The organism is Vreelandella sp. 162(4c) (genome assembly GCF_058152265.1).
In genome coordinates this window covers 2,030,663-2,046,069 of record NZ_CM176981.1, presented here as the reverse complement: position 1 = coordinate 2,046,069, position 15,407 = coordinate 2,030,663, and the positions used below count along the sequence as shown (strand labels likewise).

The 15,407-nt window shown below is 57.6% G+C and carries 15 protein-coding genes; 11 read left to right on the top strand and 4 right to left on the bottom strand.

What is annotated here, in order from left to right; all coding sequences use genetic code 11:
• Both AC4EYZ_RS09235 and AC4EYZ_RS09230 read right to left on the bottom strand, forming a co-directional pair.
• Complete coding sequence (locus AC4EYZ_RS09235) at window positions 1-2,574, bottom strand: heavy metal translocating P-type ATPase (protein WP_190374052.1); 2,574 nt, start codon at window positions 2,572-2,574, stop codon at window positions 1-3.
• Window positions 2,571-2,999, bottom strand: a complete 429-nt coding sequence (locus AC4EYZ_RS09230; protein WP_022520224.1) for a MerR family transcriptional regulator — start codon at window positions 2,997-2,999, stop codon at window positions 2,571-2,573. The genes AC4EYZ_RS09235 and AC4EYZ_RS09230 overlap by 4 nt, the downstream gene beginning before the upstream one ends.
• Window positions 3,000-3,262: 263 nt before the next feature.
• Here AC4EYZ_RS09230 and AC4EYZ_RS09225 point away from each other — a divergent pair, with 263 nt between their 5' ends.
• From AC4EYZ_RS09225 to rimI, 8 genes are all read left to right on the top strand, one after another.
• Entirely contained in the window at window positions 3,263-4,612 is a 1,350-nt protein-coding gene (locus AC4EYZ_RS09225) for an OmpP1/FadL family transporter (protein WP_022520223.1), read from the top strand.
• Window positions 4,613-4,774: 162 nt separating this feature from the next.
• A protein-coding gene (gene prfB / locus AC4EYZ_RS09220) for a peptide chain release factor 2 (protein WP_138800386.1) occupies window positions 4,775-5,873 on the top strand; the annotation gives its coding sequence in 2 pieces (ribosomal slippage) (window positions 4,775-4,849 and window positions 4,851-5,873; 1,098 coding nt in all).
• A 34-nt stretch (window positions 5,874-5,907) separates the two neighbouring features.
• Window positions 5,908-7,419, top strand: a complete 1,512-nt coding sequence (gene lysS / locus AC4EYZ_RS09215; RefSeq protein ID WP_022520221.1) for a lysine--tRNA ligase — start codon at window positions 5,908-5,910, stop codon at window positions 7,417-7,419.
• Window positions 7,420-7,503: 84 nt separating this feature from the next.
• Window positions 7,504-7,890: a hypothetical protein gene (locus AC4EYZ_RS09210; RefSeq protein WP_022520220.1), complete on the top strand. Its 387-nt coding sequence runs from the start codon at window positions 7,504-7,506 to the stop codon at window positions 7,888-7,890.
• A gap of 265 nt (window positions 7,891-8,155) precedes the next feature.
• On the top strand, window positions 8,156-9,559 hold the full coding sequence (locus tag AC4EYZ_RS09205) for an MFS transporter (protein WP_022520219.1): 1,404 nt from the start codon (window positions 8,156-8,158) through the stop codon (window positions 9,557-9,559).
• A gap of 43 nt (window positions 9,560-9,602) precedes the next feature.
• Window positions 9,603-9,911 (top strand): BolA family protein, encoded by a 309-nt coding sequence (locus AC4EYZ_RS09200; protein WP_190374051.1) that lies wholly within the window; start codon window positions 9,603-9,605, stop codon window positions 9,909-9,911.
• Window positions 9,908-10,846 carry a hypothetical protein gene (locus AC4EYZ_RS09195; protein WP_159175991.1) on the top strand — a complete coding sequence of 313 codons (939 nt, stop codon included), beginning with the start codon at window positions 9,908-9,910 and terminating at the stop codon, window positions 10,844-10,846. The genes AC4EYZ_RS09200 and AC4EYZ_RS09195 overlap by 4 nt, the downstream gene beginning before the upstream one ends.
• Entirely contained in the window at window positions 10,836-11,285 is a 450-nt protein-coding gene (gene rimI / locus AC4EYZ_RS09190) for a ribosomal protein S18-alanine N-acetyltransferase (protein WP_022520216.1), read from the top strand. The genes AC4EYZ_RS09195 and rimI overlap by 11 nt, the downstream gene beginning before the upstream one ends.
• A gap of 24 nt (window positions 11,286-11,309) precedes the next feature.
• On the opposite strand, the gene zapB is transcribed toward rimI, so the two are convergent.
• Complete coding sequence (zapB, locus tag AC4EYZ_RS09185) at window positions 11,310-11,504, bottom strand: cell division protein ZapB (RefSeq protein ID WP_022520215.1); 195 nt, start codon at window positions 11,502-11,504, stop codon at window positions 11,310-11,312.
• A 134-nt stretch (window positions 11,505-11,638) separates the two neighbouring features.
• Window positions 11,639-12,283 carry a 16S rRNA (guanine(966)-N(2))-methyltransferase RsmD gene (rsmD, locus tag AC4EYZ_RS09180; RefSeq protein WP_022520214.1) on the bottom strand — a complete coding sequence of 215 codons (645 nt, stop codon included), beginning with the start codon at window positions 12,281-12,283 and terminating at the stop codon, window positions 11,639-11,641.
• 90 nt (window positions 12,284-12,373) lie between these two features.
• Between rsmD and ftsY the strand changes: the two genes are divergently transcribed.
• From ftsY to ftsX, 3 genes are read left to right on the top strand one after another with little or no spacing between them, the layout of a single operon-like run.
• A complete protein-coding gene (gene ftsY, locus AC4EYZ_RS09175; RefSeq protein ID WP_490204232.1) occupies window positions 12,374-13,663 on the top strand; it encodes a signal recognition particle-docking protein FtsY in 1,290 nt (429 codons plus the stop codon).
• The gene (gene ftsE, locus AC4EYZ_RS09170; protein WP_022520212.1) at window positions 13,660-14,328 is read left to right on the top strand and encodes a cell division ATP-binding protein FtsE; all 669 of its coding nucleotides are present in this window, start codon (window positions 13,660-13,662) and stop codon (window positions 14,326-14,328) included. Before ftsY ends, ftsE begins: the two co-directional genes overlap by 4 nt.
• Window positions 14,325-15,374 carry a permease-like cell division protein FtsX gene (gene ftsX / locus AC4EYZ_RS09165; protein WP_027957754.1) on the top strand — a complete coding sequence of 350 codons (1,050 nt, stop codon included), beginning with the start codon at window positions 14,325-14,327 and terminating at the stop codon, window positions 15,372-15,374. The genes ftsE and ftsX overlap by 4 nt, the downstream gene beginning before the upstream one ends.
• The last annotated feature ends 33 nt before the right edge of the window (window positions 15,375-15,407 follow it).

Below are 15,407 nucleotides of genomic sequence, written 5' to 3'. Positions count from 1 at the left end.
TCATGAGGCGTCCTCCTGGCTGGTTTTCCATAGCCGCAAGCGGTTGGCGTTACTCACCACGGTGATGGAAGAGAGTGACATGGCAGCGCCCGCTATCATCGGTGAGAGCAGCATACCGGTTAGCGGGTAGAGCACCCCCGCCGCGATAGGAATACACAGCAGGTTGTAGCCAAAGGCGCCCACCAGGTTCTGTTTGATATTGCGCAGCGTGGCGCGGCTGATCTCTATCGCTGACGCCACCCCGTGCAGCGAGCCGCGCATTAGCGTGATGCCCGCGCTCTCAATCGCCACATCGGTGCCTTGGCCAATGGCAAAGCCTACGTTCGCCCGGGCCAGCGCCGGGGCATCATTGATGCCATCGCCCACCATGCCAACGATTTCTCCCGCCTTTTGACGGCGCTCGATCTCAGCGTGCTTGTCCTCGGGTAGCAGGCCTGCGCGGTACTCATCAATACCCACTTCCTGAGCAATGGCCTTGGCGGTGTGCTCGTTATCGCCGGTTAACATGACAATCGTTAAGCCGTCTTTTTGCAGGCGCTTGATCGCGGCCACGGTGTCGTGGCGAAGCGGGTCGCTGATGCCAAACAGGGCGGCCAGTTTGCCATCCACCGCCAAGTACACCAGCGTGCGAGCCTGCTCTTCTAGGGCGCGTGCTTGCTCTTCACCCGCCTTGAGATCCACCCCTACCTCGCTCAATAGACGTGCATTGCCCAGCAGCAGCGCTTTGCCGTCGGCGGTTTGGGCTTTTACTCCGCCACCGGTCACGCTGTCGAAACCATTAATCTCGGCAGGGTTAGCCTCGTGTTCATCCGCGTAGGTCATTAACGCCGCCGCCAATGGGTGCTCGGAGCTGCGTTCCAGCGCGTGCACCAATGCCAGCGCGGTGGATTGCTCTACGCCAAACATCTGCGCATCAGTGACGCTGGGCTTGCCCTGGGTGAGCGTGCCGGTTTTATCGACTACTAGCGTGGTCAGCTTGCTAGCGGTTTGCAGCGCCTCGCCGCTGCGTACCAGCACCCCATGCTCTGCCGCTTTACCGACGCCGATCATGGTCGAGATCGGCGTCGCCAGACCCAGCGCGCAGGGACAGGCAATAATCAGCACGGTGGTCGCCGTCACCAGCATATGGATCACCTGGGGAGCGGGCCCTAGGTTGAACCACACCAGGGCCGTCAATACGGCAATGATCATTACCGCAGGCACAAAAACGCTGGAGACCTGGTCGGCTAGCTCGCCAATCGGTGGACGCGAGTTTTGAGCGCTCGCTACCTGTTCGGTAATCTGCCCCAGGCGAGTGTCGGTGCCCACCCGCGTGGCGCGATAGATCAAGCCGCCTTTGCCATTCACCGTGCCAGCGCTGACTTCATCTCCCGCGCTTTTGGCGATGGGGAGTGGCTCGCCGGTAAGCATCGACTCATCGATATGGCTTTGGCCTTCAACGACGTCTCCATCCACCGGTAAACGCTCGCCGGGGCGTACTCGTACGTGGTCGCCAGCGCGCACCGCATCAATCTCAATCTCCTGCTCGTGACCGTCGCGAATCACCCGCGCTGTTCGGCTCTGTAGATCAAGCAGGCGCTTTAGCGCATCGCTGGTGCGGCCCCGGGCACGTAGCTCCATGGCATTGCCGAGTAGAATCAGCCCGATCACCATGGCTGAGGCTTCAAAATAGATCCCCTGAGCGACTTCTGGCAGCCACGGCGCAAACAGCACCACGGCCATGGAGTAGAGCCAGGCGGTGCCGGTGCCCATGGCCACCAGGGTATCCATATTGGCTTGGCGATGCTTAAACTGCTTCCAGGCGTTGACGAAAAAGTGGCGTCCTGGGAAGGCCAAAATACCCAAGGTTAACAAGCCGATCACCAGCCAGTAGAGACGCCCCATGCCCATCGGGTGGGGATGGAAAAAAAGCATGCTGAGCATCAGCGGAATCGCCAGTGCCAGCGAGATCGCGCTGCCGCGCAGCCGTTTTTGGTAAGTCTTGGCATCCTGCTCTGCACGAGTGCGTTCTGCTTCCCGCATATCCACAATCGGTTCGGCGCCATAGCCAGCTGACTCAACGGCGGCGATTAACGCTTGGGTCTTTGCACTGCCAAACACCTGGGCGGAGTGGGTGCCAAAATTGACGCTGGCGGTGTCGACTCCCTCAGTTCGCTCTAGTGCTTTCTGCACGCTCTTAACGCAGCTGGCGCAGGTCATCCCGCTAATCGCCAGACGCTGCTTTTTACCTTGGCCTTGGGAGGGGGGACTTGCAGCCTTTTCAGCCTTAGCGGGTGGCGTGGTATCTGGTTGCTTAGTTGCTCCGTCTGGGGCTGCTTCCTCCAGCGCTGCTTCACCGGGCGGGTAGCCCGCCTCGGTCAAGCGTTGATCAAGCTCGGCGTCGGTTAGCGATGAAACAACCTCTAGGCGTTTTTCGCTAGGCGTGCCGATCACTTCGGCACTTGGGTCACCGTTTTGTACTGCCTCGCGCATACGCTTGACGCAGGCCTGGCAATTCATGCCAGGAATAGTTCGCGTGGTGACTCCATTGGCAGGGCTCACGTTTGAGGCGGCTTCGGTAGAGGCGTCGCTCATGGGGTCTCCTTGGTAGGCGTGGCGTCAGGAAAACTCTCAATCAGGCGGCACACGCTGTGGCCGTCGGGGGAGCCGTTGGGCATTTGCTGCCAGCTCTCCATGGCCTGTTCCATTCGTTCGGCTAGCGCTTCCAGCTCGGCAATACGTGCGCGGATTTGCGGCAGGCGGCTGGCGAGTAAGTCGCGTACCAGTGGGCAGGGAGAGTCGCCTTGGTCGGCGTGGGTCAAAATGTCGCGAATCTCAGCCACGCTAAAACCTAATTTGCGCGCCCGCTGAATAAAACGCAGCCGCTCTAAGTCGGTATCCGAAAATAGCTGATAGCCGTTATCCGGGTGGCGCTGAGGAGCAAGTAGCCGCTCACGAGCGTAGTGACGCACGGTCTCAGCGGTAACACCGCCCCGTTTGGCAAGCTCAGTAACTTTCATGGCCTGTTCTCCCGACCGGTTAAATAGTGGTTATTTAGTGTAGAACCTATGGGTAACCCATAGGTCAAGGCCTCTTGGCTCAGTAAGCTGAAATGACTAAAACACTGATTTAAAACGACCGTGCGACTAATGTATAAGCCAAAAATAAAATAAAACGAACGTTTGCCCTTGAACCTTTGGCTCAGTTGCGAGAAAACAGTCATGTAAAAATAAAGAGGGTGGATCGTCGGTATCCACTGGATCATCGGGAAGAGAGGCCCACTATGAATAATAAATTTAATAAGCTCACCCTGGCTGCTGCCATTACGGCCGCTTTTGCCAGCCAAGCCCACGCGGGCGGGTATCAAATTAACGAGCAGAGCGTGAGTGGGCAGGGCTATGGCCATGCCGGGCGAAGCTCTAACATCCATGATGCAACCATTGTGTACGGTAACCCAGCGGGTATGTCGTTTTTAGACCGTGCCCAGGTGACCGTTGGTGGCACGTATCTAAACGTGAATACTGACATCTCTAATGTCGAAGCTTCTCGCTATATCGACTCCGGGGTCGCGCTTGGTGGCGCGCCAAATGGCAATCAGATTCCCGTTGGTAGTATCCCCGGTGGGAATGATGGCGATATGGTGCCGGGGACGCCGATCCCCTTTGCGTTTTATGCGCACCCGGTGACCGACCAACTTGCATTCGGGTTTGGGGTGTATGCACCCTTTGGCTCAAAAACCGATTATGAAGATGATTTCCAGGGTCGCTACTTTGGCGACTACACCGAAGTCAAGGTGGTCAGTGCACAGCCGACGGTTTCTTACCGCTTTAATGACCAGTGGTCAGTAGGCGCGGGGATTACTTACAACCGTGTGGAAGGCGAACTACGCCGACAAGTACCCAGTGAGGCCACCTTTAACCCAGATGCCGACATCGACTCGCGGGTTGATGGTGACGACGAAGCGTGGGGCTATAACTTAGGCGTAATCTATCGTCCAGTACCTGAAACCACCCTGGGGCTGACTTACCGCTCGAAAGTAGACTACACCTTGGAAGGTGATTTTAGCGCTACTGATCCCCTGGGTAATGTCGTTCGCTCAGATACTGCTAGCCTGGATTTGACCACCCCTGAGACGGTTAACTTCTCGCTTACCCAGCAAATGACTGACCGTCTCAAGCTGATGTTCGGTGCATCCTGGGTGCGTTGGAGCCACTTTGATCAAATTTTGGTTACCGGCAGCCAAGGCGATACGATTACCCAAGAGTTTCAGAACTATTCAAACGCCTGGGCGTTTGCCACTGGCGGCGAGTACCAGTTAACCAAGACATTGGCGCTTCGTGCTGGGGTTACGTTAGACATGACGCCGACCAATGATGAGGATCGTAGCGTACGTATTCCTTCCGATGATCGGCGTATTTTCTCGCTGGGGGCAGGATGGAGCCCAACGCCTGACCTGACTGTCGATGTTGCCTACTCCTATCTGTCAGAGCGCGGCACCTTTGTTGAGCAGGATCGTAGCGACCTGCTGGCCAGCCAGGCCACGGGTGGCCAGCCGGTTGGCGGGGCCTCCTACTCAGCCGACTACAAAAACGAAGCTCACGGTTTTGGTGCTCAGTTAACCTATCGCTTTTAAGCCCTAAAGAGCCAAACCCCAATGAAACCCGGCGCATGCCGGGTTTTTTATTGCCTAGTGGCAGGCCATTGGATGCGGGGCGTGTCGGCTTTCGTTACACTATGCGCTTTTCTGATCGATACACCTCTGTACGATCCGAGTAGACCAAGCTAGGGCGATCCCATGTTGGAAACCAATCCGATTCACAACCAGCTCAAGGACCTGTCTGAGCGGACAGACGTTCTTAGGGGGTATCTTTGACTATGCCGAGAAGAAAGATCGGCTAGAAGAGGTCACCCGCGAACTGGAAGACCCCAATGTCTGGAACGATCCAGACTACGCGCAGAAGTTAGGCAAAGAGCGCGCCTCCCTCGAAGCCATAGTGGCCACCATTGATGAACTTGAGCAGGGCCTTGGCGATAGCCGGGATCTGCTAGAGCTTGCAGAAATGGAAGAGGATGAAGGCACCGTCGAAGAAGTGTGCAAAGAGCTGGACAGCATGCAGGCGGCGTTAGAAAAGCTTGAGTTTCGGCGCATGTTCTCCGGTGAAATGGATCAGAACAACGCCTACCTGGAAATTCAGTCCGGCTCTGGTGGCACCGAAGCTCAGGATTGGGCCAATATTTTACTGCGCATGTATCTGCGCTGGGCGGAGAGTCACGGCTTCAAAGCCGATATCACCGAAATCTCTGCGGGCGAAGTGGCGGGCATTAAGTCGGCCACGGTGCATATCCAGGGCGATTACGCTTTCGGCTGGCTGCGTACTGAAACCGGCGTGCACCGCCTAGTGCGTAAAAGCCCGTTTGATTCCGGTGGCCGTCGGCATACTTCGTTTGCCTCGGTATTCCTGTCCCCGGAAATTGACGACAGTTTCGAGGTAGAGATTAATCCCTCGGACTTGCGCGTCGATACCTACCGCTCCAGCGGCGCGGGCGGTCAGCACGTAAACACCACCGATTCGGCCGTGCGGATTACCCACGAGCCGACCGGTATCGTGGTGGCCTGCCAGGGGCAACGCAGCCAGCACGCCAACCGCGATTTTGCCATGAAGCAGTTGAAAGCGCGGTTGTGGGAACACGAGATGCAAAAGCGCAACGCCGCCAAGCAGGAGGCCGAGGACTCCAAGGCTGACATCGGCTGGGGAAGCCAGATTCGCTCTTACGTGCTGGATGATCAGCGCATCAAGGATTTGCGCACCAGCGTGCAGTCCAGCAACTGCGATAAAGTACTCGACGGGGATATTGATCAATTTATCGTCGCCAGCTTGAAGCAAGGTTTGTAATTTTTTTAGCGTTTGAACATGAACAGGGTGCCCCATGGCTAACCAAGACGCGTCTCCTGCAGACAACGAAAACCACCTGATCGCCGAGCGCCGTGCCAAGTTGACTGCTCGCCGTGAGCGCGCCGCTGAGCAGGGAAAGAGTGCGTTTCCCAATGATTTTCGCCGCGACAGCCTAACCGTCGAGCTGCAAAATGCCTTCGGCGATAAAGACAAGGCCGAGCTTGAAGCGCTGGATCACCACGCCGCTGTGGCGGGTCGTGTGATGCGTCAACGTGGCCCCTTCATCGTCATTCAAGATGTGGCCGGGCAAATCCAGCTCTACGTGGATAAAAAGGGCCTGCCCGCCGACGTGCTGGAAGACGTTAAAAGCTGGGATATCGGTGACATCGTCGCTGCCCACGGGCCGGTGCATAAATCCGGCAAGGGCGATCTGTACGTGATGATGAAAGAGGCGCAGCTGCTCACCAAGAGCCTGCGCCCGCTGCCGGACAAGTTTCACGGCCTCACCGATATGGAAGCCCGCTATCGCCAGCGCTATGTGGATCTGATCATGAATCCGCAGTCGCGCAAGGTGTTTGAAACCCGCGCAGCGGTCATCAGCTCCATGCGCCGCTTCTTTGAAGCGCGTGGTTTTATGGAAGTAGAGACACCGATGCTCCAGCCGATCCCCGGCGGAGCGGCGGCTCGGCCGTTCATTACCCACCACAATGCGCTGGATATCGACATGTATCTGCGTATTGCGCCAGAGCTTTACCTCAAGCGTCTGGTGGTGGGCGGTTTTGAGAAAGTGTTCGAGATTAACCGCAACTTCCGCAACGAAGGGTTATCAACGCGCCACAACCCAGAGTTCACCATGGTGGAGTTCTACTGGGCCTATGCGGATTACCGCGACCTGCTGGATATGACCGAAGCGATGCTGCGCACCGCCGCTGAAGAAGTGCTCGGTAACTCAGTGATTGAGTATCAGGGCGCGAGCTACGATTTCGGCAAACCTTTTGCCCGCTTAACGCTACGTCAGGCGATTCTTGATCATGGAGACGGCATTGCCGACAGCGATTTGGATTCGCTGGAAGCGGCGCGGGCAACCGCCGAGAAACTGGGCATCAAGGTCAAAGAGAGCTGGGGCCTGGGCAAGGTGCAAACGGAGATATTCGAAGAGGTTGCCGAGCATAAGCTCGACCAGCCGACCTTTATCACCGAATACCCAGCTGAAGTGAGTCCGCTTGCCCGGCGTAATGACGCCAATCCCTTCGTTACTGACCGCTTTGAGTTCTTTGTCGGTGGTCGCGAAATCGCCAATGGTTTCTCGGAGCTTAACGACGCAGAAGATCAGGCGGAGCGCTTCCGTGCCCAGTCCGCGGAAAAAGATGCCGGTGACCTGGAAGCAATGTACTACGATGCAGATTACGTGCGTGCTTTGGAGTACGGCATGCCGCCCACCGCGGGCGAAGGCATCGGTATTGACCGCTTGGTGATGCTGTTCACCGACAGCGCATCGATTCGCGATGTGTTGCTGTTCCCGGCGATGCGCCCTGAAGTGGACTAACACGCTACGATAACGGATGAAAAGTTGGTAAGGGCGCGTTATAGCGCCCATAATGGTCAACGTTTCGACGGCGAGGAGAATCCCATGAAACTGCTTAACCGCTCCGCACTGAGCGTCAGGCCGACCCAGCCCTTTGTGGACTGGATCAACGCGCTGGAACCCACCATGGGAGACGACGACCTGACCCTGGACGACGTCGAACGTGAAAGTACCATTTACCTGATTCCAGAGATGGATACCCCGGAAGCGCTGGAAACTTTTGTGCGCGACCGCTACGTGGAAATTCTCGAGACTGAGCTGCGCGCTTGGGAAGAGGACGAACGGCAGTGGCCGGATAAACTCGACTGGGCATTGTTCCAGGAGTTTGTGCGCGTCGAGCACAGCTACCTGGCCATTGATCTAGACGACGAAACGGCGCTGGAAATCTCAGAAGTCGATGATGCGTTACTGCTCGATAGTGAGCAGGACTAGCCGTTAGCGTGCTAGTATTTAGGCAAGCCTAGTATTATTTAAGCTTAGTGGTTGCCTGAGCGGCTGGTTGCTAACAGCCAGCTAGCGCACTTCGAAATAGCGCAATACGGAACCGGCTTAGGCCGGTTTCTGTGTTTTTAAGACAATGTTTTTAAGACAATGTTTTTAAGATAGTGGTTTTTAAGACAGGATTTTGAATACCACTATTTGAGTCGTTTCGCTTTCACCGTTTTGTTTAAGATATCTCCTGCCTAGGAACGCTTGCATGCGACTGTTTGAAACCCGCCCCGGCGACGATGGCCTGCCTGGGCCTGAACGCGCCCTTGCCGTGCTGGCGCTGGTAACCGGTACCTTGATGGCGGTGGTCGATACCACCATGATCAATCTAGCGCTGCCCACTATTGCCGCCGACTTGAATGTGTCGGCATCCCGAGCGGTATGGATTACCAACCTGTTTCAGGTTGTTTGTGCGGCTTTTTTGCTCGTGTTTGCGGGCATTAGTGAATTGATCACACGTCGCAGGCTCTACCTGTTTGGACTGGCCACCTTTGTCGCGGCCGCGCTAGGGGCAGCACTATCACGCAATTTAGAAACGTTGCTGGTATTTCGTGCCTTTCAGGGGCTAGGTGCTGCGGCCACACTATCGATTGGCCCATCGCTCTATCGAGCCATTTTCCCCTCGCGCCTCTTGGGCAGCGCCCTTGGCTTGAGTGCCTTGGTGGTGGCCGGTGGGTACGCGGCAGGGCCCACGCTGAGTGGGGTAATCCTGTCCTTTGCCGACTGGCCCTGGCTGTTTGCGCTAAATGTGCCGCTGGGTCTTTGCTCGTTATGGCTCGCCAAGCGTGCGCTGCCCCGAGAAGAGCCACGCAAAGGCAGTTTTGATGTGGCTGGGGCGCTGCTCTCGATCGTTATGCTGGCCAGCTTCTTTATTGCCATGGACGCCGTGAGCCACGCCGCGCCGATTTGGCAAAGCGGCGGCTGGGTACTGTTGGCAGTATTGGCCTGTGCTGGGTTTATTGCGCGTCAGCGTCGTGCGCCGTATCCACTGTTGCCGCTTAGCGTGTTTGCCGAGCTGCGCTTTACACTGGCGGTATCGGCCTCTGGGCTTGCCTTTATAGGTCAGGGCCTTACGTTTGTAGCGCTGTCGTTTTTCTACCAGGAGCAGATGGGTTTTTCGCCACTGGAAACCGCTTGGCTGTTCACTCCTTGGCCACTGGCTATCATGTTCGTTGGCCCTGTAGCGGGGCGCTTAGCCGACCGTATTAATCCCAGTATTCTCTCCAGCGCGGGGCTTGGCCTACTTATCATTGGCCTGATTGCGCTGGCGCTGGTCGATGAGTCGACCGGCGTGGCGGGAAGTCTATGGCGCACTGCGCTATGCGGTATTGGTTTTGGCCTGTTCCAGCCACCCAACAATCGCGAAATGATGGGTAGTCTGCCACCGGAGCGCAGTTCCAACGTCTCTGGCGTCATGAGCACCACGCGTACCGTCGGGCAGTCGTTTGGCGTGGCCTTAGTCGGTGCTGCATTGGCGCTAGGCTGGCCGGTACAGGTAACGCTCTGGCTGGGGGCGGCGACCACGCTGCTGGCGCTCTTGGCAAGCGTGGCGCGTATGCCGCTGGCAAGGCGTGCGTTACACGCTCGACGGGCATCGTCTGCGGGCCAGTAAGCGCGTACAATAAAATGGTTTGTGATCTCTCAAGGAGAACCTTATGACGCTGCAGACACAGATTGAGCAGAAGTTAACGGCACTTGCGCCGGACGTGCTGCAGGTTGAAAACGAAAGCCACATGCACAACGTGCCCGCGAACTCTGAAACCCACTTCAAAGTGACGCTAGTGAGTGACTCCTTCGACGGCATGATGCCGGTGAAGCGTCACCAGCAAATTTATGCGCTGTTGGCCGATGAGCTTTCCGGACCGGTGCACGCCTTAGCGCTGCATCTTTATACCCCCAGCGAGTGGCAGGCACACGGCGGTGAACGCCCGAGCTCACCCAACTGTCGCGGCGGCGGGAAGTGAATCAAGAAGTTACTCGGCGCCACTACCTGGACGCCATGGGTATTACCGCCTGGGCCGCGAAGTACCAGTTGCCTAATGCGCTACCCACCGAGGCCTGCGAGTGGGAGGATTCGACGCCTGCCCCTACGCCACCTCGGGAGCGGCTACAGGCATTGCTGGACGACGCCCCTGCGCCCAAGCGGCAAACGTCCAAACCTCAACCGTCCGAACTTCAATCTTCCGACCCCCAGGCCTCAGGCGAAGCCATTGCCTCACCCTCGGCGGTGCGGGCACTGCTGGGTCAAGACAAGCAGCGTGCGGACAAGTCGGGCCAAAATAAGCCGGCGATTGCCAACCCGGAGACGGCGACTTCCAGCGCGGAAACCGTGCCAGCCAAACCGCTTAAGTTCGCGCTCTCCTGCGTTTGTCTTGAGGGCCGCTGGATGGTGCTGCAGGCGGGGGAAATGAGTCCGCTTGAGCAGCAGCTACTGGCCAACCTGTTACAGGCCGCGGGCATTCAGCGTGGAGCGTTGCCGGAAGTGAGCCACTTCACCTGGCCGCAAATGGCCAACGCCTTTGCGGTGGAGGATCCCCTGGACGAAGCCCGCGAGGGCTTGGCGGCGTTTATCGCTGGAAGCGCGAGCCGACAGGGGTGGCGGTTAGAGCGATTACTCTGGTGGGGTGAGTTGGAAGCCGAGCCTGATACCGAATCTGGAGCTGAACAAGCGCCGCTGGAGCGCATACTGAACGTGGCTGAAGGTCACAGCCAAACGCTTTCGCTGCCCTTATGGCAGGGCCCCTCACTTGGGGCGCTCCTCGACGGTAGCCATAGTAAGCGCGACCTCTGGCCAGCGCTGCAGGCGTTAGGCCAGCAGTGGGAAGCCGATAAGGCGACTGGCGCTCAGGCAGTGGGCACTCAGTTAGAAAGTGCTCAGCAGGCAACGGATGATCACTGAACTCAACGTTGAGCACCTAGCCCTACTGATTGCGCTTGAGTACCGGGCGCAGAGCGGTACTTCTGAGACGCAAATGCTGGCAGCGTTGGGCAGCCAGGATACCTGTGTACTGGGCTGGTGGCAGGATGAGCAGTTGTTAGGGTACGCCATTGTGGCGCGACTGCCGTTTGAGGCGGAACTACAAGCCATTGGGGTACACCCAGAGCAGCGACGCAGTGGAGCAGGTCGGGCGTTGATGGAGGTCGTGCTGTCCACCGCACGCGGCTGGCTGAGCGAGCGGCTGCTGCTAGAGGTGCGGGTGAGTAATCTTAGCGCTATCCGGCTCTACCAGCGCTGCGGGTTTAGCGAAGACGGACGGCGCAAAGGCTACTACCCACCGCTATCGTCGCAAGCCGCCGCCGGGCGTGAGGATGCGCTGCTGATGTCCCTGGTGCTTTAGGGCAGCAGCGCACTTATCCTGAGCCTAAGGCGTGCTGGAGGTTTCGAGGCTGTCGAACTTGCTGAGCAGGCTGTTGAGGCGACGCTCCCACTCTTCGCGCTCCTCTTTCAGCTTGGCGTTTTCGCCGCGCAGCTCTTCATTTTCCAGTTTCATCATCTCCAGTGCATCAACAGTGTCGGTGACTTTCTGCTCAAGTTGATTAAATAGCTCCAGACTCATGTATCTCTCCCTAGCGTAAAAACGAAAACCCAAAATAGGTCATAAAAAGGCACCCAAATAAACAAGCACAAAGCTTGTCAGTAGGGACGAATGAGGCGAGCGTAACGCCACCGCCGCGTGGCGGCAAGCGCTGTTTACGGTGCTTGACGTTGATAGAGCCGCGCAGTGCTTTCGCCCGCCTGGGTTTCGCGGTGCAATAGCCAGTTGGCGGGCACCTTGGGAGCCAGCGATGTCTCGGTTTCCAGGTAAATCATTGCCTCGTTATCCAGCCAGCCACTAGTTTCCAATGTCGAACAGCAGGGCGCGGCCAGCTGCTGATGGAAAGGCGGGTCAAGAAAGACCAGCGTATAGGGCTTGGCTGGGCGCGTCAGATAAGTCTGAACATCGTTAACATGCACCGCGCTTGCGGTAATATTGAGCGATGCCAGATTGGTCGACAGCTGCGCCGCTACCCGCGGGTCGCGCTCGACAAAATCGACCCAGGAGGCGCCGCGAGACACCGCTTCAATGCCTAGCGCACCGGTACCTGCGAACAGGTCGAGTACCTGCTGGCCGTAAAGCTGTTGGCCGAGCCAATTGAACAGCGTTTCACGCACTCGGTCTGGGGTTGGACGCAAGCCTGGGCTATCCAGCACCGGCAACTGACGGCGGCGGAACTCACCGCCGATGATGCGTAACTTACCAAGTGGCTTACCAACGGGTTTGCCAAGTTGTTGACCACCCCGCTGAGCAGGTGTGCGGCGGGATGTAGAGGATCGAGGGGGGCGTTGTCGTGTCATAAAGCGGATTGTAGCGGGCTGTTTATCCAAAGTCTTGGGTTACGGTGTTAGCATAACCTTAATGTCCACTATTTATGTCGGGTAACACTCATGTTTGGTTTTTTTAAACGCAAGAATAAGCAAGATCCGCAACAGGCGCCTCAAGACAAGCAGGCGCAGGAGGAGCAGTTAAAGGAGCAGCCTCAAGAGCAAGCCGATGAGATGGACATTGCAACGCCCGAGACTTCCACTGACGTTGTTGAAGAGACCTCAGAAGCGCCGGAAACTTTGCCAGAGCCAGAGCCAGAGCCAGAGCCAGAGCCAGAGCCAGAGCCAGAGCCAGAGCCAGAGCCAGAGCCAGAGCCAGAGCCAGAGCCAGAGCCAGAGCCAGAGCCAGAGCCAGAGCTGACGCCCGCGCCCGCTTTGCAAGAGAAACCGGTGGCTGACAAAAGCGACCAGAAAGGCTGGTTTGCGCGTATCAAGTCAGGCCTGGGGAAAACCCGTGCCAATTTAACCGATGGCATCGCCGATCTGTTTTTAGGTAAAAAACAGATCGATGACGAACTGCTGGAAGATCTGGAAACGCAGCTGTTAATGGCCGATGTGGGCATTGATGCGACGACCGAGATTATTGGTCGCCTGGAAGCGCGGGTCTCGCGCAAAGAGTTGAACAACCCAGAAGCCCTCTACCGTGGCCTGCAAGAAGAGTTGTCCGCCATGCTGGCGCCGGTCGCCAAACCGCTTGTACTGGAAAAGGCGGGCAAGGGGCCGTTTGTTATTTTAGTGGTGGGTGTTAATGGCGTGGGTAAAACCACCACCATTGGTAAGCTCACCCAGCGTTTTCAGCGCGAAGGCAAAAGCGTTATGTTGGCGGCCGGTGACACTTTCCGTGCCGCCGCTGTCGAACAGCTCAAAGTCTGGGGCGAGCGCAACAAGGTGCCGGTCATCGCCCAACACACCGGCGCGGACAGCGCCTCGGTGATTTATGACGCGGTAGCGGCCGCCACTGCGCGAGGTGTTGATGTACTGATCGCCGATACCGCCGGACGGCTACATAACAAAAGCCACCTGATGGAAGAGCTGAAAAAAGTCCACCGGGTGATGCAGAAGCTAGATGACACCGCGCCTCATGAAGTGATGCTAGTACTGGATGCGGGCACCGGGCAAAACGCGATTTCCCAGGCCAGCACCTTTAACGACGCCGTGCCGGTCAGCGGGATCACGCTAACCAAACTGGACGGCACCGCCAAAGGCGGGATTATTTTCGCGCTGGCTAAACAGCTGGAAACGCCGATTCGTTTTATTGGTGTGGGGGAGGGCATCGACGATCTGCGCCCCTTCGAGGCCAATGATTTTGTCCAAGCGCTATTTGACCGCCAAGGGGACGATGCCAGCGCATGATCGCCTTTGAGCATGTGGGAAAACGCTACGGTGGACGCTTTGAAGCGCTGGCACATCTTAACTTTCGGGTTGCCCGGGGCGAAATGGTGTTTCTTACCGGCCACTCCGGGGCGGGGAAAAGCTCGCTACTACGCTTAATCATGCGCCTTGAGAAACCTAGCCGTGGGCGCGTCGTCGTAGCGGGGCACGACATTGCCCAGCTGCATGCCAGCCAAGTGCCGTTCTATCGGCGCCAAATTGGCGTGGTTTTCCAGGATCATCAGCTGCTCTTTGATCGCAGCATTTTTCACAATGTTTCTCTACCGCTGGAGATTCAAGGGGTTGAACCTCGGGAAGCCGCCCGCCGTGTGCGTGCCGCGTTAGATAAAGTGGGGCTGCTGCATCGTGAAAAGGCGTTGCCCATAGAGCTCTCCGGCGGCGAGCAGCAGCGGGTCGGCATTGCCCGGGCGGTGGTTAATAAGCCCGCGCTCCTGCTTGCCGATGAACCGACGGGCAATCTGGATCCCCAGCTTTCGGCGGATATCATGGCGCTATTTGAGGACTTTAATCGGATTGGTACCACCGTGATGATCGCCAGCCACGATTTGGCCCTAATTGCCCGACTGCGCCACCGCATCCTGCGCTTAAGCGACGGCAGGTTGGTAGCCGATGAGGGGGCGGTATGAGGTCATCCGCGACACCCAAGCGTCGTCAGGGAGCAGCATTAAAAACGCCGCGCAAAGCCGCTGTTAAACCAGCGGTTGAGAAAGCCCAAGCGCCACAGCGGGGCGCCAGGTCGCAGCAAACGCGCTTTTCCAGCCGCCTGCGGGCATGGGGGCGCCATCACCGCAGTATGGGGTGGGATAGCTTTCAGCGCTTGATACGCTATCCGCTGGGTAATCTCCTGACCATGCTGGCGATCGCTATTGCACTGGTACTGCCTGCGGCGCTGTGGCTAACCCTGGATAGTGCCCGCCTGCTGGATGCAGAGCTTGATGAGAGCGCCACCCTAACGGTCTACCTGGAGTTGAGTGCTGATGATGCCCAGTCGCTGCGTATCGAGGAGGCGGTCAACGCGGAACCGGACGTGCTCGAAACCCAGCTGATCAGCGCCGAGCAGGGTATGGCGGAGTTCCAGCAGTCGCTGGGGCTCGATGATGCCTTGGCAGGGCTGGAGAGTAACCCGCTGCCTATCAGTATGGTGGTGCGCCCAGAAAGCGTTGATCCAGTTGCCATGCAGCAGTTGGCCGCCCGTCTTGAAGCGCTCGCTGGGGTGGATGAGGTGCGTCTTGACCTGGCCTGGGTAGAGCGGCTGAGAAACCTAGCCGAGCTAGGTCGCCGTGTAGCGCTGGCGCTAGGGGTGCTGTTTGGTTTAGGCGTGCTGCTGGTGGTCGGTAATACCATTCGTCTCTCGGTGGAGAGTCGTCGCCGGGAAATTGAAGTCGTGATGCTCATTGGCGCCACGCATGCCTTTGTGCGACGGCCTTTCCTGTACAGCGGTGCTTGGTACGGCTTAGGCGGTGGGCTGTTGGCACTAGGTTTGTTAGGTCTGGGCAATCACTGGCTTTCCCTGCCGGTATCCGCTCTGGCGGCAAGTTACGGGGCGAGTTTTTCTTTACCCCAACTCGACGTGACAGGCTCTACAATTCTGCTATCTTGCAGTACACTACTAGGTTGGTTGGGTGCCTGGTTGGCGGTGACTCGTCACCTTTCGAGTATTCGGCCAAGATAATTGATGAATTCTAAGCAGCTAATGCGATACTGC

Bases quoted from the DNA above. Each gene is read 5' to 3' on its own strand.
- AC4EYZ_RS09235 (WP_190374052.1), bottom strand. From the start codon at position 2,574: ATGAGCGACGCCTCTACCGAAGCCGCCTCAAACGTGAGCCCTGCCAAT.
- AC4EYZ_RS09230 (WP_022520224.1), bottom strand. From the start codon at position 2,999: ATGAAAGTTACTGAGCTTGCCAAACGGGGCGGTGTTACCGCTGAGACC.
- AC4EYZ_RS09225 (WP_022520223.1), top strand. From the start codon at position 3,263: ATGAATAATAAATTTAATAAGCTCACCCTGGCTGCTGCCATTACGGCC.
- lysS (WP_022520221.1), top strand. From the start codon at position 5,908: ATGGCTAACCAAGACGCGTCTCCTGCAGACAACGAAAACCACCTGATC.
- AC4EYZ_RS09210 (WP_022520220.1), top strand. From the start codon at position 7,504: ATGAAACTGCTTAACCGCTCCGCACTGAGCGTCAGGCCGACCCAGCCC.
- AC4EYZ_RS09205 (WP_022520219.1), top strand. From the start codon at position 8,156: ATGCGACTGTTTGAAACCCGCCCCGGCGACGATGGCCTGCCTGGGCCT.
- AC4EYZ_RS09200 (WP_190374051.1), top strand. From the start codon at position 9,603: ATGACGCTGCAGACACAGATTGAGCAGAAGTTAACGGCACTTGCGCCG.
- rimI (WP_022520216.1), top strand. From the start codon at position 10,836: ATGATCACTGAACTCAACGTTGAGCACCTAGCCCTACTGATTGCGCTT.
- zapB (WP_022520215.1), bottom strand. From the start codon at position 11,504: ATGAGTCTGGAGCTATTTAATCAACTTGAGCAGAAAGTCACCGACACT.
- rsmD (WP_022520214.1), bottom strand. From the start codon at position 12,283: ATGACACGACAACGCCCCCCTCGATCCTCTACATCCCGCCGCACACCT.
- ftsY (WP_490204232.1), top strand. From the start codon at position 12,374: ATGTTTGGTTTTTTTAAACGCAAGAATAAGCAAGATCCGCAACAGGCG.
- ftsE (WP_022520212.1), top strand. From the start codon at position 13,660: ATGATCGCCTTTGAGCATGTGGGAAAACGCTACGGTGGACGCTTTGAA.
- ftsX (WP_027957754.1), top strand. From the start codon at position 14,325: ATGAGGTCATCCGCGACACCCAAGCGTCGTCAGGGAGCAGCATTAAAA.